This window comes from Arthrobacter vasquezii (assembly GCF_029455255.1).
Lineage (GTDB): Bacteria > Actinomycetota > Actinomycetes > Actinomycetales > Micrococcaceae > Arthrobacter_D > Arthrobacter_D parietis.
The window spans coordinates 1-25,592 of sequence record NZ_JAROKN010000044.1 but is presented as its reverse complement, the minus strand read 5'-3'; the positions used below and the strand labels follow the sequence as shown (position 1 = coordinate 25,592).

At 64.3% G+C, this 25,592-nt stretch carries 26 protein-coding genes and 1 pseudogene; 5 read left to right on the top strand and 22 right to left on the bottom strand.

All coding sequences use genetic code 11. The annotated features are described in order from the left end of the window. Positions 1–124: 124 nt before the first annotated feature. From P4U43_RS13655 to rimP, 4 genes and pseudogenes are all read right to left on the bottom strand, one after another. A pseudogene (locus tag P4U43_RS13655) lies at positions 125–283 on the bottom strand (translation initiation factor IF-2 N-terminal domain-containing protein); the annotation flags it as partial. Between the two features lie 205 nt (positions 284–488). Then, positions 489–767, bottom strand: coding sequence for a YlxR family protein (locus P4U43_RS13650; protein WP_277359212.1), 279 nt, complete (start codon positions 765–767; stop codon positions 489–491). Between the two features lie 74 nt (positions 768–841). After that, complete coding sequence (gene nusA, locus P4U43_RS13645; RefSeq protein ID WP_277359211.1) at positions 842–1,813, bottom strand: transcription termination factor NusA; 972 nt, start codon at positions 1,811–1,813, stop codon at positions 842–844. Positions 1,814–1,843: 30 nt separating this feature from the next. Beyond that, positions 1,844–2,461: a ribosome maturation factor RimP gene (gene rimP / locus P4U43_RS13640; protein WP_277359210.1), complete on the bottom strand. Its 618-nt coding sequence runs from the start codon at positions 2,459–2,461 to the stop codon at positions 1,844–1,846. A 104-nt stretch (positions 2,462–2,565) separates the two neighbouring features. Between rimP and P4U43_RS13635 the strand changes: the two genes are divergently transcribed. Both P4U43_RS13635 and P4U43_RS13630 read left to right on the top strand, forming a co-directional pair. Beyond that, positions 2,566–3,648, top strand: coding sequence for a DUF4439 domain-containing protein (locus tag P4U43_RS13635; RefSeq protein WP_277359209.1), 1,083 nt, complete (start codon positions 2,566–2,568; stop codon positions 3,646–3,648). 9 nt (positions 3,649–3,657) lie between these two features. Then, positions 3,658–4,662, top strand: coding sequence for an aminoglycoside phosphotransferase family protein (locus P4U43_RS13630; protein ID WP_277359208.1), 1,005 nt, complete (start codon positions 3,658–3,660; stop codon positions 4,660–4,662). A 6-nt stretch (positions 4,663–4,668) separates the two neighbouring features. Here P4U43_RS13630 and P4U43_RS13625 read toward each other — a convergent pair whose 3' ends face one another. From P4U43_RS13625 to dxr, 10 genes are all read right to left on the bottom strand, one after another. Beyond that, the gene (locus P4U43_RS13625; RefSeq protein WP_277359207.1) at positions 4,669–5,463 is read right to left on the bottom strand and encodes a sulfite exporter TauE/SafE family protein; all 795 of its coding nucleotides are present in this window, start codon (positions 5,461–5,463) and stop codon (positions 4,669–4,671) included. 9 nt (positions 5,464–5,472) lie between these two features. Then, positions 5,473–7,272: a proline--tRNA ligase gene (locus P4U43_RS13620; RefSeq protein ID WP_277359206.1), complete on the bottom strand. Its 1,800-nt coding sequence runs from the start codon at positions 7,270–7,272 to the stop codon at positions 5,473–5,475. Between the two features lie 109 nt (positions 7,273–7,381). Beyond that, complete coding sequence (locus P4U43_RS13615) at positions 7,382–8,173, bottom strand: hypothetical protein (RefSeq protein ID WP_277359205.1); 792 nt, start codon at positions 8,171–8,173, stop codon at positions 7,382–7,384. Between the two features lie 44 nt (positions 8,174–8,217). After that, positions 8,218–8,997: a GNAT family N-acetyltransferase gene (locus P4U43_RS13610; protein WP_277359204.1), complete on the bottom strand. Its 780-nt coding sequence runs from the start codon at positions 8,995–8,997 to the stop codon at positions 8,218–8,220. A gap of 67 nt (positions 8,998–9,064) precedes the next feature. After that, the gene (ispG, locus tag P4U43_RS13605) at positions 9,065–10,231 is read right to left on the bottom strand and encodes a flavodoxin-dependent (E)-4-hydroxy-3-methylbut-2-enyl-diphosphate synthase (protein ID WP_056548510.1); all 1,167 of its coding nucleotides are present in this window, start codon (positions 10,229–10,231) and stop codon (positions 9,065–9,067) included. A gap of 66 nt (positions 10,232–10,297) precedes the next feature. Further along, complete coding sequence (locus tag P4U43_RS13600; RefSeq protein WP_277359203.1) at positions 10,298–10,594, bottom strand: YciI family protein; 297 nt, start codon at positions 10,592–10,594, stop codon at positions 10,298–10,300. Between the two features lie 17 nt (positions 10,595–10,611). Beyond that, positions 10,612–11,046: a hypothetical protein gene (locus P4U43_RS13595; protein WP_318533036.1), complete on the bottom strand. Its 435-nt coding sequence runs from the start codon at positions 11,044–11,046 to the stop codon at positions 10,612–10,614. Further along, positions 11,046–11,666, bottom strand: a complete 621-nt coding sequence (locus tag P4U43_RS13590; RefSeq protein WP_277359202.1) for a MarR family transcriptional regulator — start codon at positions 11,664–11,666, stop codon at positions 11,046–11,048. The genes P4U43_RS13595 and P4U43_RS13590 overlap by 1 nt, the downstream gene beginning before the upstream one ends. 64 nt (positions 11,667–11,730) lie before the next feature. After that, a complete protein-coding gene (locus tag P4U43_RS13585) occupies positions 11,731–13,080 on the bottom strand; it encodes a M50 family metallopeptidase (RefSeq protein WP_277359201.1) in 1,350 nt (449 codons plus the stop codon). A gap of 27 nt (positions 13,081–13,107) precedes the next feature. Continuing rightward, entirely contained in the window at positions 13,108–14,325 is a 1,218-nt protein-coding gene (gene dxr / locus P4U43_RS13580; RefSeq protein ID WP_277359200.1) for a 1-deoxy-D-xylulose-5-phosphate reductoisomerase, read from the bottom strand. 121 nt (positions 14,326–14,446) lie between these two features. Here dxr and P4U43_RS13575 point away from each other — a divergent pair, with 121 nt between their 5' ends. Then, a complete protein-coding gene (locus tag P4U43_RS13575; RefSeq protein WP_277359199.1) occupies positions 14,447–15,406 on the top strand; it encodes an NAD-dependent epimerase/dehydratase family protein in 960 nt (319 codons plus the stop codon). Positions 15,407–15,430: 24 nt separating this feature from the next. Here P4U43_RS13575 and P4U43_RS13570 read toward each other — a convergent pair whose 3' ends face one another. The 7 genes from P4U43_RS13570 to P4U43_RS13540 are packed head-to-tail and all read right to left on the bottom strand — an operon-like array spanning position 15,431 to position 23,082. Further along, complete coding sequence (locus P4U43_RS13570) at positions 15,431–16,243, bottom strand: HpcH/HpaI aldolase/citrate lyase family protein (RefSeq protein ID WP_277359198.1); 813 nt, start codon at positions 16,241–16,243, stop codon at positions 15,431–15,433. Continuing rightward, complete coding sequence (locus tag P4U43_RS13565) at positions 16,236–16,751, bottom strand: MaoC family dehydratase (RefSeq protein ID WP_277359197.1); 516 nt, start codon at positions 16,749–16,751, stop codon at positions 16,236–16,238. Before P4U43_RS13565 ends, P4U43_RS13570 begins: the two co-directional genes overlap by 8 nt. Further along, a complete protein-coding gene (locus P4U43_RS13560) occupies positions 16,741–17,397 on the bottom strand; it encodes a CoA transferase subunit B (protein WP_277359196.1) in 657 nt (218 codons plus the stop codon). The genes P4U43_RS13565 and P4U43_RS13560 overlap by 11 nt, the downstream gene beginning before the upstream one ends. Positions 17,398–17,399: 2 nt before the next feature. Continuing rightward, complete coding sequence (locus tag P4U43_RS13555; protein WP_277359195.1) at positions 17,400–18,194, bottom strand: CoA transferase subunit A; 795 nt, start codon at positions 18,192–18,194, stop codon at positions 17,400–17,402. 48 nt (positions 18,195–18,242) lie between these two features. Continuing rightward, positions 18,243–19,406, bottom strand: a complete 1,164-nt coding sequence (locus P4U43_RS13550) for an acyl-CoA dehydrogenase family protein (RefSeq protein WP_277359213.1) — start codon at positions 19,404–19,406, stop codon at positions 18,243–18,245. Then, on the bottom strand, positions 19,400–21,472 hold the full coding sequence (locus P4U43_RS13545) for an acetyl/propionyl/methylcrotonyl-CoA carboxylase subunit alpha (protein ID WP_277359194.1): 2,073 nt from the start codon (positions 21,470–21,472) through the stop codon (positions 19,400–19,402). Before P4U43_RS13545 ends, P4U43_RS13550 begins: the two co-directional genes overlap by 7 nt. Before the next feature lie 5 nt (positions 21,473–21,477). Next, entirely contained in the window at positions 21,478–23,082 is a 1,605-nt protein-coding gene (locus tag P4U43_RS13540) for a carboxyl transferase domain-containing protein (RefSeq protein WP_277359193.1), read from the bottom strand. Positions 23,083–23,256: 174 nt separating this feature from the next. On the opposite strand from P4U43_RS13540, the gene P4U43_RS13535 reads away from it, so the two are divergent. Continuing rightward, a complete protein-coding gene (locus tag P4U43_RS13535) occupies positions 23,257–23,871 on the top strand; it encodes an SACE_7040 family transcriptional regulator (RefSeq protein ID WP_277359192.1) in 615 nt (204 codons plus the stop codon). A 39-nt stretch (positions 23,872–23,910) separates the two neighbouring features. Beyond that, positions 23,911–24,450 (top strand): GNAT family N-acetyltransferase, encoded by a 540-nt coding sequence (locus P4U43_RS13530; protein WP_318533035.1) that lies wholly within the window; start codon positions 23,911–23,913, stop codon positions 24,448–24,450. A 118-nt stretch (positions 24,451–24,568) separates the two neighbouring features. On the opposite strand, the gene P4U43_RS13525 is transcribed toward P4U43_RS13530, so the two are convergent. Continuing rightward, the coding region (locus P4U43_RS13525) for a dihydrolipoamide acetyltransferase family protein (RefSeq protein ID WP_277359191.1) at positions 24,569–25,592 on the bottom strand (1,024 nt) is incomplete at its 5' end.

Here is a 25,592-nt window from a genome sequence, read left to right as displayed (position 1 = left end):
ACCGCTTCCTCGTCTTCGGCGAGGACGGCAAGGTGTATGAATCGGAAGCTCCTGTGTGGGACGAAGGCAGAGTGCAGCGGTCGCGCTAGGACAAGGCTTGACACTTATCCACAGCACTACCCGGGGCGTCCGGGAAAGCGCCGCGAAGTTTCTTCACGACGGGCGCTTCAATGGTTGAGGATGCCGACCGGACGAATTCGCCCAGTTCCTGCAGCTTTGCTACTGCATCCTTCGAAGTAATTCCGAGCTCTTTGGCGAGCTCGTGTACGCGGACCTTGGCCACATTTCTCCTGTCTCGGTCCGCACCGAGTCAGGAGCGAACCGTCTAATTCCTACTGCAGACCCCAGCCGCCGGGGCAGCTGACGCGCTGATTGCAGAGCTCAACAGATTGTTCATCGTTGGGCACTCATCGCTGGGTACTCATCGGGTTTCCATCAGTTTTCTGACCCGCTTTCAGGGAGGACGGTGTACGTGCGGGGAACCTCCATCAGGAGGTGCCCCGGAGTGTGTGCAGCCACTGCTCAACACTCTGCGAATCAACGACACCACGAAAGGCGCGGTTGAACGCTTTGCGTTTGAGCGCAAGCTCCACACAGGACGGTCGGGGATGCAACCAGGCACCCCTGCCCGCTAGCTGACGGCGGTGATCCACCTCGGCGACAGTGACGCCGCTGCGGCTGACCGCTGACCATCGAACCAGATTGGCTTGGTCATCACGACTTCGGCAACCGATACAGGTTCGTACCGGTTGATGACGTAACGACATAAGCCCTATCCATTCTAGCGCCAAGCATCTCGATATGACGCATCGGCGGGTTTATTGAGGCGAGCCCCGGTGCTTCACGCGCCGGCGGCGTCCGAGGCGATGTCGATCCGCCATCCGGTCAGCTTCGCGGCGAGCCGCGCGTTCTGGCCTTCCTTGCCGATGGCGAGTGACAGCTGGTAGTCCGGCACAACCACCCGGGCGCTGCGGGTTTTTTCATCAGTGATGGTCACCGATGAAACCCGCGACGGCGAGAGTGAGCTGGCAATGAAGGTGGCTGGATCGTCGCTGTAGTCAACAATGTCGATCTTTTCGTCGTTGAGCTCGTTCATCACGGCGCGGACGCGTGATCCCATCTCTCCGATACAGGCGCCCTTGGCGTTCACTCCGGGAACATGTGCCTTCACAGCGATCTTGGTGCGGTGGCCGGCTTCCCTTGCCAACGCGACGATTTCCACGCTCTTGTCGGCGATCTCCGGTACCTCGAGCTCGAACAGCTTCCGGACGAGACCGGGGTGCGACCGCGAGAGCGTGATGGACGGACCCTTCATCCCGCGGTGGACGTCAATGACGAAAGCGCGCAAACGGGTACCGTGCAGGTATTTTTCACCGGGTACCTGCTCGGGCGGCGGAAGCAATGCCTCAACTGAGCCCAGGTTCACCTGGATCATGTGGGGGTTGTTGCCCTGCTGGATAAGGCCGGCCACGAGCTCGCCTTCCTTACCGCGGAATTCGCCGAGGATGTTGTCATCCTCCGCATCGCGCAGCCGCTGCAGGATGATCTGACGAGCTGTGCTCGCCGCGATCCGTCCGAAACCGGTCGGTGTGTCGTCGAACTCCCCCACGGCCACGCCGTCGTCGTCGACCTCGGTAGCCCAGATGGTGACGTGGCCCGTCCGCCGGTCCAGCTCCGCCCGGGCAATCTCCTGCGCACCTGTGGTCTTGTGGTAGGCAACAAGGAGTGCCTGCTCGATCGTGGGGATCAGCAGTTCAAGGGGGATCTCGCGTTCCCGTTCCAGTAGCCGCAGAGCGCTCATATCTATGTCCATTGGGGCCTCCTCAGCAACCAGCGGTGGTAATCAGTCATTGTTGCCGCCGGATTCCTCGGCATCAGCGTGGGCGAATTCAACCTGGACGGTCCCCTTGCGGATTTTGTCGTAGGGAATTGCCCGATCTTCCCCGAACTTCGGTTTGGTGCCCTTCTTGACCGTCATCAGCGGCTTTAGCGACACCGACGTCTCATCAGCATCAATCAAGCGGCCTTCCAGCACCTCGCCATCGACAAGTCTCACATCAACCAACCTGCCGATATTCCTTCGCCAGTGACGTGGCTGGGTCAACGGCCTGGAAACTCCGGGTGAGGAAACCTCCAGATTGTAGGGGCGTCCATCATCCCCCGGATCATTATCGAGAGCATTGGAGACGCTCTGGGACACCTCGGAGACAGTGTCAAGACTCACGCCGTCGACGCCGTCATCCGGCAGATCCACCACCACATGGAGGGTACGGTGGCTGCCGACGATGCGGACTTCAACGTCTTCGAGGAGAAGCTTGTGCCGTTCCACTGTGGGGCGCAGGAACTCCCGCAGCCGTTCGGCCTCAGCCGCCGCATCGAGGTGCGCAGGGGCCGGATTCCGGCGGGGTATGGAAGTGTCTTGCCTTGCAGCAGTGTTCTGCTTGCCGGATTTACCCGCCATTGCCGCCTCCCGCTCGATGATCTTGTAGCTACTACCCTAACGACTTTATGACAGGTCGGTGAATGGCACACGGAACGGTCGTCCGCATGGCATGATGATCGGTTGTGACGCACTCGAAGGCCCGTTCCGCCTCCACCGGCAGCGGCTTCAAGGCAGCAGTGTGGCGTGTTGTCCGCACGGTGATACTGCTGTTGATCCTCCTTCTCGTGGCTTCGATCGGGCTCGTCATCGGCAGAGGGTCCCCGGAGCCTGAGCCGAGCGCCTCCGAACTGGCCCTCAGCGAGGGAACGCAAGCGGCGCAGACCCTCGCTGAAGCCGCCGCCTTTCTCGAAGATGCCGCTCCTCCGGCCGGACCTGATTACGCGGCGCTGGCCGGGATGCTCCGGTTGCACGCGATCGCCCTGCGCCCTGGAGCCAGCTCCCCCGAGCCCACCCCTTCCGCTTTCCCGGCGGCACCACCATCCGCACCTGCATCGCCGTCCGCATCGCCGGATACTCCAACGCCGGCAGACCTTCTGAGCGGCCTCAGGAACTCCTACACCGGTGCCTTTGAAGCAGCAGCGGTGGTTGACGCCGGGCCGGCACGGGTGCTGGCATCGGCTGCGACTGCCCAGTGGCTCCGGAGCCGCACGCTTGCAGCGAGCCTGGGCGAGGAGCCGCCTGCGATTCCTGTTCCGGAGATACAGTACGACGACGACGCCCCCACCTGCCCGCCGGAGACAACGCTCACGGCTGTTAGCGGCCTGGCCGGTGCCCGGACAGCCGTACTCGCCGAACAGCGTGCAGCCTACGCCTATGAAGTGGTTGCGGCCCGTTCCGCCGACCCCGCACAGCTTCTGCAACGGATGGCGCAGCACGAAGCCGCGGCGGCCGTGGGTTCGGCCGTTTTGACCCGGCACTGCGTCGCTGAGCCCCTGCCGGCCGCGGCCTATGCGCTGGACGAAGTGTTCCTGGCTGATCCTGGACCCGCCTTGCGGGATTTGGAGGAGTCGCTGGTCGGTACCTACGCGGACCTGGTCGGTATGAGCGGGCGCGGACCGTTGCGTGACTGGGCATTACGGCAACTGGTCGGTACAGCGCAGTATTCCTTTGAATCCGCGGACAGCGTGCCCGCCGGCGGAGAACCCGAGGCGTTTCCCGGTATCAACCCGGACCAGTACCCGCAGCTGTCCGGGCCGGGCAGCTAGTCTTAGCGGGTGGACGCACGCAACATCGAGCTCCCGCGCACCCTTGTGCGCAAGGTGCTGAACCTGCCGGGTGGCAGGGCGTGGGTGGAAGCCTGGGCTGACATCGCAAACCGCTACCTCGAGACATGGGATCTGGTTCTTGAGCTGGAACCGGGAGCTGAGCCATGGAGCGGTCACTGCGCCGTCGTGCTTCCGGTTGTCCGCGCCGGCGGCCGGCCAGCCGTCCTCAAGATCACCGTCCCGCATGCGGAGGCAGTTCCGGAGCCGGACGCGCTAGCACTGTGGGAGGGACGCGGCGCCGTCGGACTCCTGGACAGTGCGCCGGAAGATTTCGTCCTGCTGCTTGAGCGGCTGGACGGGGACTCATCCCTGGCTGAGTTGCCGCTGGCCGAGACCACCGACATCTGGGGATCGATCATGCGCCGGCTCTCGATTCCTCCGGCTGGTGCGGCCGGTTCCGATCCCCGCTGGTTCTCCCTTCCCTCTGTTGCCGACCAGGCAGAACAGTGGACAGATACGCTGCCGCTTGAATGGGAGGCCCTCGGGCGCCCCTTTGACCGTTGGCTGCTGGAGTACGCACTCGAGGTGTGCCAGCTGCACGGCGCAGTTGGCCGACGCCGGAATCACGATGTGCTGGTTCACTCCGACCTGCACTACCTGAACATCCTGCCGGTCCTTGGAGATCCCCGGCAGTTTCTGGCGATCGATCCGAAACCGCTCCTGGGCGATGCGGAGTTCGCGGTGGCGCCGATGCTCTGGAACCGGATCAGTGAGCTCTCTGCGGTTGACCCTGCCAGCCATCTGCGTGATCGCTGCACGGATCTGGCACTCGCTGCGGATCTGGATCCGATGCTGGCCCGCGACTGGTCGGTGGTCCGGGAGGTTGATAACGCGCTGGACTACCTGAGGGAAGGCAGATCGGACGACGCGGACCGCTCACTCTGGGTGGCGAGCAACCTGCTGCGCAAACCGCTGGAGAACCTGCCGCCGGCGGCCCGGCTGACGGCGCCCTGAACGGCGTCAGCGGATATTCTCCACCCAGACGTCGTAACCGAGCTTCACGATAAGCGCACCGACCACGGCCAGGAACACCACCCGGATGAAGGTGCTGCCGCGGGTGATGGCCATCCGGGATCCCAGGTAGCCGCCCACCATGTTGGCGCCGCCAAGGATCAGTCCGAGCCCCCACAGCAGAGATCCGTTGGGCAGGAAGAAAACCAGGGCGCCGAAATTGGTTGCCATGTTCACAATCTTCGCCTTGGCGCTGGCACCGAGGAAGCTGTACCCGAGCAGCGTGACCATCGCGATGATCAGGAATGAACCCGTGCCGGGCCCAATCAGGCCGTCGTAGAAACCGATGACCAGACCGATCGCCCCGGCCGTCCCGTAGTGCCGGTGGCCCGTATACCGGAGTTTGGTCAGGGTACCGACGGTAGGCCGGAACGCGGTGAAGATCGCGACGGCGACGAGGGCGACGATGATGATCGGCTTGAACACCGAAGCCGGAAGGAACGCCGCCAGCATCGCGCCGCCGAAACTGCCCACGAGCGCAACCAGCGCCATCGGTACCGCCGTCCGGAGATCCGGTCTCGCACGACGAAAGTAGGTGATGGCACTTGTTGTGGTCCCGAAGATGGAGCCCATCTTGTTCGTGGCCAGCGCCTGCACCGGCGTGATGCCGGGAACCATCAGCAGCGCGGGAAGCTGGAGCAGGCCGCCCCCGCCAACGACGGCGTCGACCCACCCCGCGGCAAAGCCGGCTACCACGACAAGCACGATCGTAGAGAGCTGGATCTCCTCCAGCCCGGACATCATCGACGCGCCTCAGGCGCTGATCAGCGCATGCAGATGATCGACGACGTCGACAACAGCGACGTTCTCGCTTGTGCCCGAACGGCGGTCCTTGACCTCGATGTGGCCTTCGGCCAGCCCGCGTCCGACGACGACGATGGTCGGAATACCGATCAGCTCGGCATCGCCGAACTTCACCCCGGGCGAGACCTTCGGGCGGTCATCGAACATGACACTCAGTCCCCTGGCCTCAAGCTCCCCGGCAAGCTGCTCTGCCGCGGCAAATACCTCGTCACCCTTGCCTGTTGCTACTAGATGAACGTCAGCCGGTGCCACGTTCCGCGGCCAGATGATGCCCTTGTCGTCACGGTTGGATTCCACCAGTGCGGCCACCGCTCGTGTGACTCCGACGCCGTAGGAACCCATGGTGACCGTGGTCAGCTTGCCGTTCTGGTCCAGAACCTTGAGGTGCAGTGCCTCGGCATACTTTCGCCCGAGCTGGAAGATGTGGCCCATTTCGATGCCGCGCTGGGTACGGAGCGGACCGGAGCCGTCAGGAGCTTCATCACCAACACGCACTTCGACGGATTCGATCACCCCGTCCCAGGTGAAGTCCCGGCCGGCAACGAGCCCGAAGACGTGCTTCCCGCGGACGTTGGCGCCGGTCACCCAGGTGGTCCCGGACACGATGCGCGGGTCAACCAGGAACGTCAGGCCGGTGGAGCCCTTCGACCCAAGTACTGCCGCGTCAAGGCTCAGGCCGGGCCCTATGTAGCCCTTGACGAGGCCCGGGTGCTTCTTGAGGTCCTCATCAGTTGCAGCCTCCACAGTTACCTCTCCGCTGACGGACAGGTGGAGACCGATGTTGGCTTCGATCCGCTTGAGGTCCACGCTGCGGTCACCGGGAACACCAATCACCACCAGCTGGCGCCCACCGGTAGGCAGGACCACGGCCAGCACCACGTTCTTCAGCGTGTCTGCGGCCGACCAGGGACGATCCTGCCGAGGCAGCGCGGCGTTGGCGTGATCAACCAGCGTTTCGATCGTCGGAGTGTCCGGGGTATCCCGAACTTCCGCCGGCTGCGCGTCCGCGTAATCCAGCTCGGAGGGCACCACTGTGGTGACGGCCTCGACGTTCGCCGCGTAACCGCCGTCGGACACTACAAAAGTGTCCTCGCCGATTGCGGAAGGGTGCAGGAACTCCTCACTCCGGGAGCCTCCCATGGCGCCGGCTGTCGCGGCGACCGGGATGACATCGAGTCCCAGCCGGGAGAAAATGCGCAGGTACGCTTCCCGGTGCAGCTCATAGCTGCGTTCCAGACCGGCGTCGTCGATGTCGAACGAGTAGGAGTCTTTCATGATGAATTCACGGCCGCGCAGGAGCCCTGCCCGCGGCCGGGCCTCATCACGGTATTTCGTCTGGATCTGGTAGAGGCTGAGCGGGAGGTCCTTGTAGGAGTTGTACAGGTCCTTCACCAGCAGGGTGAACATTTCCTCATGCGTAGGCGCCAAAAGGTAGTCCGCGTCCTTGCGGTCCTTCAGGCGGAAGATCCCTTCGCCGTACTCGGTCCAGCGGTTGGTTGCCTCGTAAGGCTCCTTCGGCAGGAGCGCAGGGAAGTGAACCTCCTGCGCACCAATCGCGTCCATCTCCTCGCGAATGATGGACTCCACCCTGGCGAGCACCTTCAGGCCCAGCGGAAGCCAACTGTAGATTCCGGGAGCGGCGCGGCGGATGTAGCCTGCGCGCAGGAGCAGGCGATGACTTGCCACCTCAGCTTCGGCGGGATCTTCGCGCAGCGTGCGCAGGAAAAGAGTGGAGAGTCGAAGGACCACGCTTGGAATCCGTTTCTTTGGCACTTTCTGCCGCGGTTCTAGGATCAGGGCGGCAGCAACAACACCTACCAATCTAACCGGTCCGGCGGGTTGCCGGTGACAGGCAGGCTCAGCGCGCGCGGAGCTCAGCCGCCACGAGGTCCGTGAGGCGTTCAGCACGCGCCGCATCGGCTGCCGGATCGGGAGAGCCGCCCACCAAAACGTCAACGACGGTGCTGCCCACAACGGCACGCACCGTAATGGATTCCTGGATGGTTCCGGGAACCCGCGCGGTGGTGCGCAGGGCAAGGTCCTCATCCGCGGCAGTATCAACGTCAACCTCGGAGACGGTGGTTCTGATCTCCTGGTTGGACACCTCCATGGTGAACTCTGAGCAGGCGTCCAACTGGTCCCTGCCGGCGCGGAGCTGCGTGCGGGCTGCTTCCTCCGAGGCGAGGCCGGAGAGACTCACGGTGTCCGGCTGCAGCGAGGACTCCCCCGCGAAGGTCATCGCTGCGCGGCTGGCTTCAGCGGAAAGGCTCTCCGTACTGGATTCCGCGTACACGTTGCACTCCTCGGGAGTGACCACGATGTCCTCTGCCCCGCGGGCTCCCTCCTCCTCAAGGGCGCGCAGCTCCGCGTCAGCGATGATCTGCGCATTAAGGGACTCCGCCTCGCTGACTGCCGCCAGCACCGCCTCGAGCTGTTCGGCGCTCAGTCGGGACCCGCTGCCCGGTGTGGAAGAAGGGGTTGCCGTTGGACTGGATGTGGCCGGGGCCGGCGTCCCTGAAGCCGGAGCGGCTGTTTGCGCCGCGGTTTGGGATGGCTGTTCCGGCGGCTGTCCGCGCGGCGGATCCGCGGTGCAGGCCGTCAACGCGAGAACCAGCGTTAATCCGCCGGCAAGACGAACCACACGCCTCATGGTTGACCTTTCAGGACGGCGGGGAGGAGCGGCGGCGAAACGGTTCAGAAGAGCACCGTCGCAAACTCACCCGTCCGGGTAAACCCGACGGTCCGGTACAGCGCCAGGGCACGTGTGTTGAATGAATTGACGTAGAGACTGACAACGGGTGCAAGCTTGAGCGCCTCGTTCACCACCGCCGACATATAGCCTGCACCCAGCCCCTGCCCGCGGTAAGCGGGATTGATCCAGACACCCTGGACCTGGGCAGTAGTGGCCGAAACCGTTCCCAGTTCCGCCTTGAAGATCACCTGGCCGGCGTCGTCGAAATCCACCAGCGAGTGCCGCCTTCGAATCAGGTTGGCCACTCGCCGCCGGTAGTGCTCCTCGCCGCCGACATACGGGGAGTAGCCCACTTCCTCCTCAAACATGGCCGCGCATGCGGGCAGGATCTTTTCCAACTCAGACGGTTTGGTATGCCGGAGGGTGGAGGTGGGCGGCACCGGCGACGGCTCCCGGATCTCCAGCAGCGGTTGCTCGGACCGGACGTCGAACGGCTCCGCGCTGAAGGAACTCAACGTGGACCAAATGCCCATCACGGAAGCCGCGGGACCAAAAATGGAGGAAAAGCGGCGGCCGCTCTCGCCGAGGAGGGTTCCCAGGGCGGCGGCATCGCTACCTGCCATCCCCACAGGAACAAGGTTGACCCCGGTCCAGCATGCGGAGACCATGCGTGAATCGTGGAACGCGCCGATCACTTCACCGCCGGACGACGAAGGTGCCGCCGTTCCTGCTGCCTCCAGATGCGCAGCCATGAAGACATTGGCCGTGCTGTCTGTGTTCACCAGCTGCCAGAGATCACAGGTGTCTTTCCCGCCCAGGGTACGGAATGCAACTCCGCCCGGGGTGTGCTTACCGGACGGAAACCACGGGGCTACCCGAGCCAGCAGTTTCGCCATCGGTTTCGCCCATCTCTTCTGCAATCCTCATTGCTTCTTCAATGAGTGTCTCAACAATCTGGTCCTCAGGAACAGTCTTAATGACCTCTCCCTTGACGAAAATCTGCCCCTTCCCGTTTCCGGAGGCAACGCCGAGGTCAGCTTCACGTGCTTCGCCGGGACCGTTCACCACGCAACCCATGACCGCGACCCGCAACGGGACCTCCATGCCCTCGAGCCCGGCGGTCACCTGCTCGGCGAGGGTATACACGTCCACCTGGGCGCGGCCGCAGGACGGACAGGAGACTATATCCAGCTTGCGCGGGCGCAGGTTCAGCGACTGCAGAATCTGGTTCCCGACTTTGATTTCTTCCACGGGAGGCGCTGAGAGCGAGACCCGGATGGTGTCCCCGATTCCCTTGGCGAGTAGTGCCCCGAACGCAGTGGCCGACTTGATGGTGCCTTGGAAGGCCGGGCCGGCTTCAGTCACACCCAGGTGCAAGGGCCAGTCGCCCCGCTCAGCGAGCAGCTCATAGGCGCGCACCATCACCACTGGGTCATTGTGCTTGACGGAAATCTTGAAGTCGTGGAAATCGTGTTCCTCGAACAGGGAGGCTTCCCAGACGGCCGATTCAACGAGCGCCTCAGGAGTTGCCTTGCCGTACTTCTGAAGCAGGCGCGGGTCGAGGGAGCCGGCATTGACGCCGATTCGGATGGACGTCCCTGCAGCCTTCGCGGCGGCGGCGATTTCCTTGACCTGGTCATCGAACTTCCGGATATTGCCGGGGTTGACCCGGACAGCAGCACAGCCCGCATCGATGGCTGCAAACACGTACTTCGGCTGGAAGTGGATGTCCGCGATAACCGGTATCTGCGACTTCCTGGCGATGATGGGCAGCGCTTCGGCGTCATCTGCGGAGGGGCAGGCCACCCGGACGATGTCGCAGCCTGAAGCCGTCAGCTCGGCGATCTGCTGCAGGGTGGCGTTGATGTCCGTGGTGGGCGTGGTGGTCATTGACTGCACGCTGATAGGCGAGTCCGAGCCCACCCCTACGGAACCCACCTTGATCTGGCGGGTCTTGCGCCGCGGTGCCAGTGTTGGCGGCGGAGCGGCAGGCATTCCGAGGTTGACCGAGGTCAAAATGTCCTCCAGGGCTAGATTCTTGGCTGGATGTGGATGGATACGTTTCTGATCGCTACCGATCAGTCAGCGATCCGCATGTTCGGCGAGAACGCCAATCACTGGATTCCACTGCGTTGTCTTGACCGCGGAGATGACACCTGCAGCGGCAAAAGGATCCTGCTTCAGCAGCTCATTGAGCTGCGCTTCACCGTCCGCGACGAAAAGCAGCAGCGCTCCCGCATTGTCCACGAAAGGGCCGGATGCAAGGACGTTTCCCTGGCTGACCAGCTGGTTCAGCCACTCCCGGTGTGCGGGACGGTACTCATCCCGGCTGGCTGCGGATTCAGCGCCATACACGTACTCGACTGCGAAAACACTCATGGCTCCACCCTACGTGATCAGAGCAGGTAGGCAGCTGTGAGTCCCGCGACAGCGCAGGCCCACAACAACGACGTCAGCGTCCCGATGATGAACCGTTCGGCGGCCGCGGGCGTTTCCTTCAGCTCCGCGTAACGCCCCAGTCCCTTGATAGCAACGACGTAGGCAATGGCAACCGGTTCGTTCAATAGAATTGCGAGCGCCACACCCGTGCGCTCCAGGATGCCGATCACCAGCCCGCCGCGGAGCACACCCGGTGTGTCCGGAGCGGTCTCCTCGAGCGCCGCTTCCGTTTCACCCGTTACCTCGACAGCGGGCGTCTCACTGTTGGTGACGGGGGCAGGGGGCCGCTTCTGGTCATCAACAGCACGCGCCAGGCGCAGGACGGCGAGCGTGATGGGAGAGCCCAGGCCGCCTGCAACGACGAGCGCCATAACGCCCCAAAAAAATTCCACTATTCCCTTACCCCATCTGCGGTATGCCCAGCATCTGCACTTGCCAGCTGCAACAATACTGCGGCGGCGGGACGGGCAGCCCACTCTTCGATCCAGGCTGATCGGAAGACCGCCTTACTGACCGCCTGCGGGCTGATATCCAGCGTCCTGGCCACCGCCGATTGGCTCCCTCTCTGTTGCGGTTCGAGCAGGTCCAGAATGCGCCACTCCGCATCTGTCCGGTGCATGACGAACCGTCCAATGAGCGAGAGCACCCCTTCCGCGTCAGCGGCGCCGTCTGCACCCTCCACGGCGAGCGGCGCACGGTCACCTGTTTTCTTTGCCCGCTCGACGGCGGCTCTTGCAGCCACGAAGGCGCTCCCCCTTCCCTCGCGCGGGGTCGGCGGCAGCGGAAGCTCCACTGTGCCGATGCCGATGCCGACGTACCATCCGCCGGAACGCAGGCAGCGCAACGCAGCTTCAACAACGTCTTCCCCGGCCGCCAGGACTCCCTGGATCTCATCCCCCACTGACCGCTCGAACGGAACGGCTGCGGGGACCCCCTCCAGATAGTTGAGCAGGGCGGGAACGCGGTCGGGCTCGTTGGTGCTGTTCCGCTGATCGATCGTCAGAACGTACATACTGGAACCTTAGAAGGTTGATCTTAGAAATTCAACCTATTTACGGTGAATTTATGAATTCAACCTAGCCGAAAAGATCCACCGGCTTCACAATGTCGGCGTAAATGAGAAGCGCACCCATTCCCATCAGCAGAATCGCGACGGCGTAGGTCACGGGCAGCAGCTTCGCCATATCAAATGGCCCCGGGTCCGGGCGTTTGAAGAGTTTAGCCACGCCGCGCCGCAGTCCCTCCCACAACGCGCCGGCTACATGGCCGCCGTCGAGCGGCAGGAGCGGAATCAGGTTGAACACGAACAGCGCCAGGTTCACGCCTCCCACCAGGCCGACCAACGTCGCTGCACGGGCTTCCAAGGGGATTTCGTCCATAGCGGAGACCTCCCCGGCGATCCGGCCGACACCCACCACGCTGATGGGGCCATTCGGATCACGCGGTGCGTCGGAGAACGCGGCTTCGGCCACCTGCGCGACACGTTGAGGCAGATTGAGCACGACGCCGGTCACGCGGACCAGGCTCTCGCCCACCGCCGGCATCACTTCCGAAGCCGGCTGCGGCACCAGTTCCTGCTGGGACCCGACCCCGATGAAACCGACTTCCTGCATGACCGGGGTGCCGTCGTCATTGAGCATTGCCCTGCCATCGACGTCGGGGACGGGGCGCTCGGTGAGCAGCGGCTCAATGGTTTCGTTGATCGTCTCGCCGTCCCGAACGTAGGTGATCGGCACTTCCTGGCCGGCTGCATCCCGGATCCAGGACGAGAGTTCGCTCCAACTCGTCACCTCGCGTCCGTCGAAAGCTACGATGCGGTCCCCCGGCTGGAGCCCGGCTTCGAAAGCGGGAGCGGCCGGATCCGCGGGGCCGCAGTCTGTCTGACCGGTTTCCTGCTGCTGATCGGCCGCAACCACACACTGATACACCTCCGAGACCCTGGTGGTTGCCTGCGCGGATCCGAAGCCCATGATGAGGACGGCGAACATGATGATGCCGATCAGCAGGTTCATCAGCGGCCCACCGAGCATGATCACAATCCGCTTCCAGATGGGCAGCTTGTAGAACACCCTGAACTCGTCACCGGGCTGGAGCTGTTCGGCTGCCGCCTGGCGGGCATCCGCTGCAAGCTGCTGGAACATACCGGTGCTGGACTGGCGGACTGTTGCGCCGCCGTCGGCCTTGTTCGCCGGAGGGAACATACCGACCATGGACACGTAGCCGCCCAGCGGGAGGGCCTTGATGCCGTACTCGGTTTCGCCCCTGCGACGGGAGAACACGGTGGGACCGAACCCGATCATGTACTGCGTGACCCGCACCCGGAAGAGTTTCGCGGGCACCAGGTGTCCCACCTCATGCAGCGCGATGGAGGCCGCGATACCGACGGCCACAAAGAGCACGCCGGCTATGAACAGCACAATGGTCACTCGTCAGTTCCTTCTCGCTGGTAAGTCTCAGTCCTGGAAACCACAACGAATCCGAGCCCGGCGCCGTGCCCAGGTTTCGGCGTCGAGCACTGACTGCAGGGTGAGGTGCGCTTCGCTGGTATGGTCTTCGACCACGGCGCGCACGGTGTCCACGATATCCGTAAAGCGGATCCGGCCGGCGTGGAATGCCGTTACTGCCTCCTCGTTTGCTGCGTTGTAGACCGCCATGAAGGTCCCCCCGCGCGCCGCTGCGTCCTTTGCAAGCGCAACGGCGGGGAATGCGTCCTCATCCAGCGGTTCAAACGTCCAGGAGGTGGCCGTGGTCCAGTCGCACGCCGATGCTGCGCCGCGTACGCGGTTTGGCCAGCCGATACCGAGGGCGATGGGCAGGCGCATGTCGGGCGGCGAGGCCTGGGCGATGGTGGAGCCGTCAGTGAACTCCACCATCGAGTGCACCACGGATTGCGGGTGCACAACGACGTCGATCCGGTCGAGCGGCACGTCAAACAGCAGGTGCGCCTCAATCACCTCGAGGGCCTTGTTCACCATGGTGGCGGAGTTGGTAGTGACCATCAGCCCCATGTCCCAGGTGGGGTGAGCGAGTGCTTCCGCAGGGGTGACCGACGCCATTTCGGCGCGGGACCGACCGCGGAACGGGCCGCCGGAAGCTGTGAGCACCAGGCGCTGAACCTCCTCGGCGGTTCCGGAGCGGAGTGCCTGGGCAATGGCGGAGTGCTCAGAATCGACGGGAACGATCTGCCCCGGACGGGCCGCGTCACGGACCAGTTGACCGCCGGTGATGAGCGATTCCTTGTTGGCGAGCGCCAGGAGATGGCCCTGCTTCAGTGCGGCAAGGGTAGGTGCAAGGCCGATCGAACCGGTGATGGCATTGAGAACGACGTCGGCGTCCGGCCGGGCGGCAAGGCCGGCGGATGCGTCGGGACCAGTGAGCAGTTCCGGCCGGTACCCCGCTTTGCCTGCCTTCCGGGCGGCGTCAGAGATAGCGGCGTTGAGTTCCTCCTCAGAGCTGGCCGCCGCGGCCACCGCCGGAGACTCGGCCTTCACCGCTTGTTCAGCGAGCAGCGCCAGGTTGGATCCTCCGGCGGAGAGACCCGCGACCGTGAACAGGTGCGGAGACTGTGCGATGACATCCAGGGCCTGGGTACCGACTGAACCGGTGGATCCAAGAATGATGACGCGACGCGCGGACTGTGCAGGATCGGGTTGGGGCAGCGGGAACTCCATCTCCCCAGTATCCCGCACTGCCTTGAGCGAGGCGGAACAACCGTCCTCTTGTCCCTTTGCACCTGCTCTGCCAAGGTATGGATATTTCTTGATCGTTGCCGATCGAAGCGGAGGACGGCGAGTGACTGGCATTCATGTGGTGGTCGGAGCCAGCGGCGGCACCGGCAGAGCGCTGGTACGCGAACTAGTCCGGCGCGGCCGGCAGGTACTGGCCATCAACCGCAGCGGCAGCATACCGGTGCCGGAGGGTGTGGAGGTTGCCGCCGGCGATGCAACCGACCCGGATCGGATGATTGAGCTGTGCCGGGGAGCGGCTGTTGTCTACAACGCCGTCAACGTCCCCTTTGTGCAGTGGAGAGAGGCCTTCCCCAAAGCCGTTGATGGTGTGTTGGCCGGCGCGCGAGCCGCAGGTGCGGTCATGGTCTTCGCGGATGACACGTGGATGTACGGCCGGGTTGAAGGTGCGATGAGGGAGGATCTGCCCTATCGTCCGGTCAGCGACAAGGGGGTGTTGCGCGCGTGGCTGGCTGAGCGCGTTCTGGCCAGCCATTCCCGCGGCGAGGTCCGGACGGTGATAGCGCGGGCACCCGAACTCTATGGACCCCAGGTTGAGTCCCTCCTGGCCCGCAACCTCTTCGGGGCCGCCGTCGGCCGTTCGCCGGCGGTGTGGGTGGGTGCGATGGATCAGCCGCTCGGCCCGCTGTTCATTGACGATTTTGCCCGTGGAATGATCGAGCTCGGTGAGCAGGAGGCGTCCTATGGTTCGGTGTGGCATATTCCTACTCCGCCGGCAATAACCGCCCGGAAGTTCCTGTCAATCCTCGAAGCCGAGTCAGGTAGCCGAGTGCGCGCGCTTCGTGTAGGCGCCGGAACCGCTCGGGCGCTCGGTCTGGTGTGGAAAGTGGCGCAGGAAGGCGCCGAAATGCTCTACCAGTTTCACCAGCCGCACGTAGTGGATGCGAGCGCCTATCAGGAACGCTTCGGTCCGGTGGAACCGACAGCCTATGAGGACGGGATACGGCGTACCCTCCAGTGGTACCGCCAGTCACCGCGACAGCGGCTCATGTCACTCGGAGCCTGAGGCGGCAACGCTCACACCATCGCGTTAGGGCTGGTCAGCCCTGCGGAGGGTCTGCTCGGCATGCCGCAGGATCGGCCCGTCCACCATAGTGCCGCGGAAGGTAAAGACGCCGCCCTCGTGCTGCGCCGCTGCCAGCACGTCGCGCGCGAACTGTTCCTCGTCGGCCGAAGGCTGGTAGGCCTCCCGAATGATGCTGACCTGGCTCGGGTGGATGCAGGCCTTCATACCGAACCCCGAAGCGACGGCGTCACGCGCCTCCGCGGCGAGCCCGTCCACGTCCGGGATATTGACGTAGACCGAATCAATCGCCTGCTTCCCTGCAGCGGCCGCCGCCAGGAGGACCGTGGAGCGGGCATGCATCGCGATGTCGCGGTAACTGCCGTCCTCCTTACGGCTGCCCGTACCACCCAGCGAGGCAACCAGATCCTCGGCTCCCCACATGAGGGCGACGACGTTGGGTTCCTCGGCAAGCTCGGTCGCCTTCAGCACTCCGCACGCCGTCTCGCAGAGCGCGACAACACTGAAACCGTTCAGCGACCACAGGTCCTCTACGCCCTCCGCCTTGGCCAGCATGACCGTGCGGTACTGGGTGTCCCGAAGCGCCTGCAGGTCCAGCGCGAACTCGTGGCTCTGGGCGGGATTCACCCGCACGATGGTCCTCGCAGGATCAAGCGGGTTCGCGATCAGGGCTTCGCGGGCTGCTGCCTTGCTCTCAGGGGCAACCGCGTCTTCGAGGTCGAGGATGACGGCGTCCGCGCGCTCTGCTGCCTTGGAGTACCGCTCGGGACGGTCAGCAGGGCAAAAGAGCAGGGCAGGGCCCATGCCGAAGTCAGTCATGAACGCGCTCCCCGACTCCATGCGCCACAGCCGTCCACATCAGGACGGTGCGGGTAGCGAGCGCCACGATCTCGCCGTCCTGATTGCGTCCGGTATGTTTCATGGTCACGAGCCCCTGGCCGGGGCGGGACTTCGACGGCCGCTTCTCGGTGATCTCCGTCTCGGTGTACAGGGTGTCGCCATGGAAGACCGGCTTGGGGAAGGAAATGTCCGTCAGTCCCAGCTGCGCCACGATGGTCCCCTGCGTGAGCTGCGTGACTGACTGCCCGACGACGGTCGCCAGCGTCAGCATCGAGTTCACCAACCGCTGCCCGAAGGGCTGTTCCCCGCTCCACGCAGCATCAAGATGCAGCGCCTGCGTATTCATGGTCATGGTGGTAAACAGGACGTTGTCCGCTTCAGTGAGCGTCCTGCCCGGACGGTGCGCATACACCACGCCCGTCTGCAGTTCGTCATAGTAGAGGCCGCGCTGCACCACTGTTCCGGGCGCTGGTTCCTTACCGCTCATCGAGGTCGACCTCCAACGGGGCACCGGTGGCCGCGATCACGTCATCAACGCTGACTCCTGGAGCGGTCTCACGAAGGATCAGCGTTCCTGAGTTGCGCCCGGAATCCACGTCAATGACGGCGAGGTCGGTGATGATGCGGTCCACGCACCCCTTGCCCGTCAGCGGCAGCGAGCACCGCTCGACAATCTTCGGGTTGGAGTTCCGGTCCACGTGCTCCATCATGACGATCAGCCGCTTGGCTCCGAACACCAGGTCCATGGCGCCGCCCATGCCCTTGACCATCTTGCCCGGGATCATCCAGTTGGCCAGATCCCCGTTGGCGGCAACTACCATGGCACCGAGGACAGCGACGTCGACGTGCCCTCCCCGCACCATGCCGAAGGAGGAAGCGGAATCGAAGAAGGCCGCGCCGTCATTGACGGTCACAGTCTCCTTGCCCGCGTTGATCAGGTCCGGGTCCAGCTGGTCCTCCGTGGGATACGGTCCGACACCGAGGATTCCGTTCTCCGAGTGAAGTACCACTTCAACGCCTGCAGGAATGTAATTGGGAATGAGCGTGGGCATGCCGATGCCCAGGTTCACGTACTGCCCGTTCTCCAGCTCCTGCGCCACCCGCGCAGCCAGTTCGTTACGTGTCAGGGCCATGGTTAGAGCTCCTTCGCCTGGCCGGAGGATTCTTCCGGGCTGGAGGTAGTCAGGGAAACCGTCCGCTTCTCGATGCGCTTTTCGGTGTCCGGCGCATGCACAACCCGCTGAACGAAGATGCCGGGAATATGGACGTGCTCCGGATCGAGCTCGCCCGGCTCCACCAGTTCCTCCACCTCCGCGATAGTGATGCGGCCGGCCTGCGCACAGAGCGGGTTGAAGTTCATGGCCGTCGCGTGGAACACCAGGTTCCCGTGGCGGTCGCCCTTCCACGCATGGACGAGGGCGAAGTCAGGTGTGACTGACTCCTCCAGCACGTAGTCCTGCCCGTCAAACTCCCGCACTTCCTTGGGGGATGAAGCAATGGCGATGTTGCCGGCGTCGTCGTATTTCTGGGGCAGCCCGCCCTCGCTCACCTGCGTGCCTACCCCGGCAGTCGTGTAGAAGGCGGGAATGCCGGCGCCGCCGGCCCGCAGCTTCTCCGCCAGCGTTCCCTGCGGCGTCAGCTCAACCTCAAGTTCCCCCGCGAGGTACTGGCGGGCGAACTCCTTGTTCTCACCGACATACGAGCTGATGGTGCGCCGGATCCGGTGGTCGTCAAGGAGCCGTCCCAGGCCCCAGCCGTCCACACCGCAGTTGTTGCTGATGGTTTCGAGTTCCTTGGTTCCCTGCTGGTGCAACGCATCGATGAGGGCCACAGGAATACCGCAGAGCCCGAACCCGCCCACGGCCAGGGACGCGCCGTCAGGAATGTCCGCTACGGCCTCGGCTGCTGAGGCGACGACTTTGTCTATCACTGCTTCTCCCTTACTCGTTTCAATCAGGTGAGTGGCCGACTGCCCGGCTCAGAGTCCCAGTTCGCGGGCAATCAGCATCAGCTGCACCTCGGTGGTTCCCTCTCCAACCTCGAGGATCTTCGAGTCACGATAGTGGCGGGACACCGTGAACTCATTCATGAACCCGTAGCCGCCGAAAATCTGCGTGGCATCGCGGGCGTTGTCCATCGCTGCCTCGCCTGCGACCAGCTTAGCGATGGATGCCTGGGTCTTGAACGGCTTGCCCGCGAGCATCCGCGCAGCGGCGTCGTAGTACGCGAGCCGGGCAGTGTGAGCGCGTGCCTGCATCCGCGCGATCTTGAACTGGATCGACTGGTAGCTGCCGATATTGGCGCCGAAGGCCTGGCGTTCCTTGGCGTAGCGGATGGATTCCTCTACACAGCCCTGGGCGGCTCCGGTAGCGAGCGCAGCGATGGCGATACGGCCCTCGTCGAGGATTTGGAGGAAGTTCGCGTAACCGCGCCCCCGCGTCCCGAGCAGGTTGGCTTCCGGTACGCGCACGTCCTTCAAGGTCAGCGGGTGAGTGTCCGACGCGTTCCAGCCAACCTTGTTGTACGCTTTTTCCGCCGTGAAGCCCGGTGTGTCGGTGGGCACGAGGATGGTGGAAATCTCCTTCTTCACCGAGCCGTCCTCCCGCGTGGCAGTGTCAGTGACGGCGGTGACCGTGACCAGCCGCGTGATATCGGTTCCGGAGTTGGTGATGAACTCCTTGCTGCCGTTGATGACCCACTCACCGTCAACCAGCTTCGCGTTGGTCTTGGTGCCGGAAGCGTCAGAGCCGGCCTCTGATTCGGTCAGCCCGAACCCGGCGAGCGCCTCACCGCTGGTCAGCATCGGCAGCCACTGCTGCTTCTGTTCCTCGGTACCGAACCGGTACACGGGCATGGCGCCCAGTGAGACGCCCGCCTCGAGGGTGATCGCCACCGACTGGTCGACCCGCGCCAGTTGCTCAAGGGCCAGGCACAGCGCGAAGTAATCGCCGTCCATGCCGCCGTACTGCTCCGGGAACGGGAGCCCGAACAGGCCCATCTCGCCCATCTGGGCGATGACCTCGTAGGGGAAGCTGTGCTCTTCATCGTGCTTGGCGGATACCGGCGCCACGACCTGGTCAGCAAACTCCCGGACGGTATCAACCAGGTCCTGGTATTCCTCGCTCAGTTCAAAGTTCATGATTGGGGCTCTTCCTGTTCGGTGGGAACTGTTCCGGCGGCAGGATCTTCTGCCTCGCCGGACGGGACGGGGTGAATGCGGGCAACAACCTGGTTTGCTGACACGAGGTCACCCGGGCTGAGGGTGATAGCAACGGTGCCGGACACTGTCGCGGTGAGCTGGTGTTCCATCTTCATTGCTTCGACGCTCACAAGCACCTGCCCTTCGGCAACGGAATCACCGTCGGCGACATTCACCGTGATCACCGTGCCGGGCATCGGCGAGCGCACTTCCGGATCGGCGGCGCCGTCCGTTCGGGCAATGGAAGCCAGCTGTGTCTGGAGGACCTCCTCGCGGCTCAGCATCCGTACTGGCTGGGACCAACCGGCATCCGTCAGCCACAGTGTGGAGCCGTTCGGGGCGAACCGGGTATCCAGCGTGACACCGTCGACAACGGCGCGGCCCGTCCCGTTTCCCTCCCCATCGACGAGCCAGTCAACCTCATAGCGATTGTCATTGAGAGCAACCACACTGCGCGCGCCGTCGCGCGTCAGGAACACGGTCTGCGGCGAAGTGTTCCCGACCTGAAGCTGAACGGGTGTTGCCGCGTGCACCCCGCCAATGCGCCAGCCGTCCCTTGAGTGCCACGGGGAGGCCGCACCGCCACCTGTGGAATGCCCTGCCAGTACGACGGCGGCCGCAGCGATCTCCGCGTCGGAGGCCGTCCGGAAGGCGAGGTGGGGAAGCTTCCGCTCGATCATGGTGGTGTCGAGCCGGCCGGCGCGGACGTCGTCGTCATTGATGAGCAGGCGGAGGTACTCCACATTGGTGCGCAGGCCCGCTATCCGGGTGCGCGCAAGCGCAGAATTCAGCCGGTCGAGGGCCTCCGAGCGGGACGGCGCCCACGCAATGACCTTCGACAGCATCGGATCATAGGTGGGGGAGATTTCCAGCCCCGGCAGCAGCGCGCTATCAACCCGAATGCCCTCACCCTGCGGTTCGGCCAGGTCGACGACGGTCCCCGCCGAGGGCAGGAAGCCCGCCTCCGCGTCTTCCGCGTACACGCGCGCTTCCACTGCGTGGCCGGTGAGGACGACGTCGTCCTGTGCCAGCGTGAGCTTCTCGCCGGCGGCGATACGCACCTGCCACTCGACGAGGTCCACGCCTGTCACCATTTCGGTGACGGGGTGCTCGACCTGGAGCCGCGTATTCATCTCCATGAAGAAGAATTCATCCGGCGCGTCGTCGGACACCAGGAACTCAACGGTCCCGGCCCCCACGTAGTCCACGCTGCGGGCCGCGTTGCACGCGGCCTCGCCGATCCGCGCGCGGGTCGCCTCGTCAAGAAGCGCCGAGGGAGCTTCCTCGATGACCTTCTGGTGCCGCCGCTGCAGCGAGCACTCCCGCTCCCCCAGGTGAATCACGTTGCCATAGGAATCCGCGAGCACCTGCACCTCGATGTGCCGCGGTGTGCGGATGAGCCGCTCGAGGAACAGGGTGTCATCACCGAAGGCGGACGCTGCAACGCGGCGCGCCGTCTTGAGGCTCTCCGAGAGATCTTCAGCGCGTTCCACGGCGTGCATGCCTTTGCCGCCGCCGCCGGCCGAGGGCTTGATGAGCAGCGGGTAGCCCACCTGGCTGGCTGCTTCGATGAGGTCTTCGTCGGTCAGGCCCGACTCAGCGATGCCGGGGACCACGGGCACGTCGAAGCCGCTGACGTGGTTCTTGGACCGGATCTTGTCACCCATGACGTTGAGGGCGTGGACCCGCGGCCCGATGAACACCAGGCCGGCTTCCTCGAGCGCGCGGGCAAAGGCCTGGTTCTCGCTGAGGAACCCGTATCCGGGATGCACGGCGTCGGCTCCGGTCGCCTTGCAAGCCGCGATGATCGCTTCAATGTTGAGGTAGCTCAAGGCAGCGGCAGCCGGGCCGATCCGCACTGCCTGATCAGCCTCTAGCACGTGGCGTGCACCGGCGTCGGCGTCGCTGTACACGGCGACCGAGCGGATGCCCAGTGCGCTTAGCGTCCGGATCACCCGGCAGGCGATTTCACCGCGGTTGGCTACCAGGACTGTTTCAAAAAGGGGCATCTCACTCACATCCTGAAGAGGCCGAAGGAGGTCTCCGGCAGCGGCGCGTTGGCGCAGACATCGAGCGCGAGGCCAAGCACACGGCGGGTGTCCGCCGGGTCAATGATGCCGTCGTCCCAGAGCCGCGCGGTGGAGTAGTAGGGACTCCCCTGTGCTTCGTACTGCGCGCGGATAGGAGCTTTGAATGCCTCCTCATCCTCGGCGCTCCACTCTTGCCCGCGCGCTTCCAGCTGGTCGCGCTTGACTGTGCTCAGCACGGAAGACGCCTGGTTGCCGCCCATGACGGAAATGCGGCTGGCCGGCCACATCCAGAGGAAGCGCGGCGAGTAGGCGCGCCCGCACATCGAATAGTTACCCGCACCGAAGGAACCGCCGACGACGACGGTCAGCTTGGGCACGCGGCACGTCGCCACCGCTGTGACCATCTTTGCCCCGTGCTTGGCGATGCCGCCGGCTTCATAGTCGCGGCCGACCATGAAACCCGAGAGATTCTGCAGGAAGATCAACGGAATGCCCCGCTGGTCGCACAGTTCGATGAAGTGGGCGCCTTTGAGAGCTGACTCGCCGAAGAGCACGCCGTTATTGGCAACGATGCCCACGTGGTGGCCATGCAGTGTAGCGAAACCGGTGACGAGAGTGGTGCCGTACTCCTTCTTGAACTCGTGGAACTTACTGCCGTCCACGATGCGCGCGATGATCTCCCGGGCGTCATAGGACGCATTCACGTCGACCGGCACGGCGCCGTAGAGGCTCTCCGGCTCCACGGCTGGTTCTTCGGGAACAGCAGGCGCCCACGCCTGCTCCGGCACGGGCAGGGTCGAGACAATATCCCGAACGATCTCCAGTGCGTGCTGGTCGTTCTCCGCGAGATGGTCGACAACGCCGGACGTCTTCGCGTGCACGTCCCCGCCGCCGAGCTCTTCGGCGGTGACGATCTCACCGATGGCGGCTTTCACCAGCGGCGGGCCGCCGAGGAAGATGGTTCCCTGGTTCCGGACGATCACCGTTTCATCACTCATCGCCGGAACATACGCTCCACCTGCGGTGCACGAGCCCATGACTGCGGCGATCTGCGGAATCTTCCGCGCGGACATGGTGGCCTGGTTGTAGAAGATGCGGCCGAAGTGCTCGCGGTCCGGGAATACCTCATCCTGTCGGGGCAGGAACGCTCCGCCTGAATCCACCAGGTACACGCAGGGCAGGTTGTTCTCCAGCGCGATCTCCTGGGCGCGAAGGTGCTTTTTGACCGTCATCGGATAGTAGGTGCCGCCCTTGACTGTGGCGTCATTGGAAATGACGAGGACGTGACGTCCGTGCACCAGACCGATACCCGCGATGACTCCCGCTCCGGGGCTCTCGTCGTTATACATCCCGTTGGCGGCCAGCGGGGCTATCTCCAGAAACGGACTGCCCGGATCGAGCAGGTGGTCGATCCGGTCCCGCGGCAGCAGCTTCCCGCGGCTGACGTGACGTTCGCGGGAACGCTCCGGGCCGCCGAGGGCAGAGTCAGCGAGCCGGTCCCGCAGCTCGGCAGCGAGTGCGCGCTGGCCGGCGTCGTTCTGCCGGAACGCTTCGGCGTTCGGGTCCAGTCGCGAGGCCAGGGTCTCCATTGACGTCCTTTCGGTCCGCGCGCGAGCCTTCAAACTTCACGCACGCAACCACTCAGTTAGCAGGGATTAACTCAAATTTAGGTTAGTAGCTATTAACCGAACTGTCCACCAGAATGGAGGAATCCCCTCCGAAGTATTCCGCCACCGAAGTTCCTCCACCGAAGAAAGACAGGCATGGACGCCGCAGCTCCCACCCGGATGACCGGCCGCAGCCTCGCCAAGGCCTCACGGCGAGCGGCACTGTTGGATGCGGCCGCGCAACTGTTCGCCGAGCGCGGCTACAACGGAGTCTCCATCGAGGACCTGGGAGCAGCAGCCGGTGTCAGCGGACCGGCGGTGTACCGGCACTTCAGCGGAAAACCAGCAGTGCTCGCCGCGCTGCTGGCCGGCGTCAGCCAGGATCTGCTCGAGGGCAGCCGTGCCGTTGTTGCTGAATCCCCCGGCCCCCAGCAGGCGCTCCGCGGGCTGATCGAGTTCCAGGTGGACTTTGCACTCCGCAATGCCAACGTCATCAGGGTTCAGGACAGGGATCTCAGCTCCCTGGCTGATGAGGACCAGGAGACCGTGCGTTCCCTGCAGCGCACCTACGTGGAGGTATGGGTGGATGCCCTCGCCGCTCTCGCGCAACAACCAGACAGAACCCATCTGCGCCGCAAGGCCCACGCCGCATTCGGGCTCATCAACTCCACCCCGCACTCCACTCACCGTCGCCGCAGCAGCAAGGACACCGCAGACCTGCGCCAGCTGCTTGAGGAAATGGCGTGGGCCGCCCTCAGCGTGGAGCCATGAGTGCACACGGGGCGCCACTTCCCGCGTCCTAGTACGCTGATGAGTAGAGCACCTCACGTGCACCCGAACCTCGCAGAAACCACCCCTGTTCCGCCTACCGGAAAGTCTCCAGTGATCACGCTACGCGCCGTTGAACCCACCGATCTGGACGAGTTCTTCTCACACCAACTCGACCCCAGCGCCAACCACATGGCCGCCTTCAGTGCCAAGAACCCCTCGGACCGGGGGGTCTTCGACCTCCACTGGCAGAACATCCTCAATGACCCCACGGTCACAGTCCGCACCATCGAGGCTGACGGAGCGGTGGTGGGAAGTATTCTCGCCTACCGCGACGCCGACATCCCCGAGATCAGTTACTGGATCGACAAGGCGCGCTGGGGCCAGGGAATTACGACGGCGGCAGTCGGCCTCTTCCTCGAAGAGTTCACCGAGCGCCCGCTCCGGGCACGCGCAGTCGCAGACAACACCAATTCGATCCGGATCCTCGAACGCTACGGATTCACCCAGGTCGGTGAGACGCAGGGTTTCGCGAACGCTCGCGGCGCGGTGGTCAGGGAGCTCGTCCTCGAGCTTCGCTAACGGCTCCACATAACGGAACTTTTGTGCAGCTCCGGCGACTCGGACCAGCGTCGAAGTCACCGGAGCTGCACAAAAGTTCAGGGTGGACGGGCGGCCCAACCCGAGGTGGACAGGTCCGTCAGACCATCGTCAGGACCATGCCCGGGTCGGACAGGATGGTCCCGATATCCGCGAGGAAGCGTGAGCCCTGTTCGCCGTCCACCAGCCGGTGGTCGAAGGACAGGCTGAGGGTCATGACCTGCCGCAGGGCAACCTCATTCTGGTACTCCCACGGCATCTTCCGCACCGACCCCATGGCCAGGATCGCCGCTTCTCCCGGATTGAGGATCGGCGTGCCCGCGTCAATGCCGAACACACCGACGTTGGTGATGGAGATGGTCCCGCCGGAGAGATCCGCGGGACTGGTCTTGCCGGCACGTGCCGTTTCCGTCAATCCTTTGAGCGCATCTGCCAGCTCGCGGAGCCCGAGCGTGTGCGCATCCCTGATATTCGGGACGACCAAGCCGCGCGGAGTAGCGGCTGCAATGCCCAGGTTCACGTAGTGATGCTGCACAATCTCCTGGGCGGCCTCATCCCACCGGGAGTTCAGCGTGGGATTGCGGTCCAGCGCGATGCACAGTGCTTTGGCCACCAGCACCAACGGAGTAATGCGGACATCTGCGAACGCCCTGCTCGTTTTCAACCGTGCCAGCAGGTCCATGGAAGCCGTGACATCCACGGTCAGGAACTCGGTGACGTGCGGCGCAGTGAAGGCACTGGCCACCATGGCAGCGGCGGTGTGCTTCCGCACGCCCTTGATCGGTGTGCGTGTCTCCCGCTCGCCACTCATGCGCGACGCCGGCGCCCCGCCTGTCTCCGCAGGCTGCACCCCGCGGTCGGATCCCTGCTCTCCGGATCCCCCCTGACCGGATCCCCCCTGTGCCGCCAGCACGTCTTCGCGGGTGATGAGACCCTGTGGACCGCTGCCGTTCAGAGCGGTGAGGTCGATGCCGAGATCACGTGCAAGCTTGCGTACCGGCGGGGTTGACCGCGGACGCTCCAGCTGCGCCTCCGCCGGAACGGAGGGCTGCGGTGCCTCAGCCATCACAGGAGCGCCAACGGGTTCTGCAGCGCGGGCAGGCTCTGCCGCTCCGCTGCAGAAC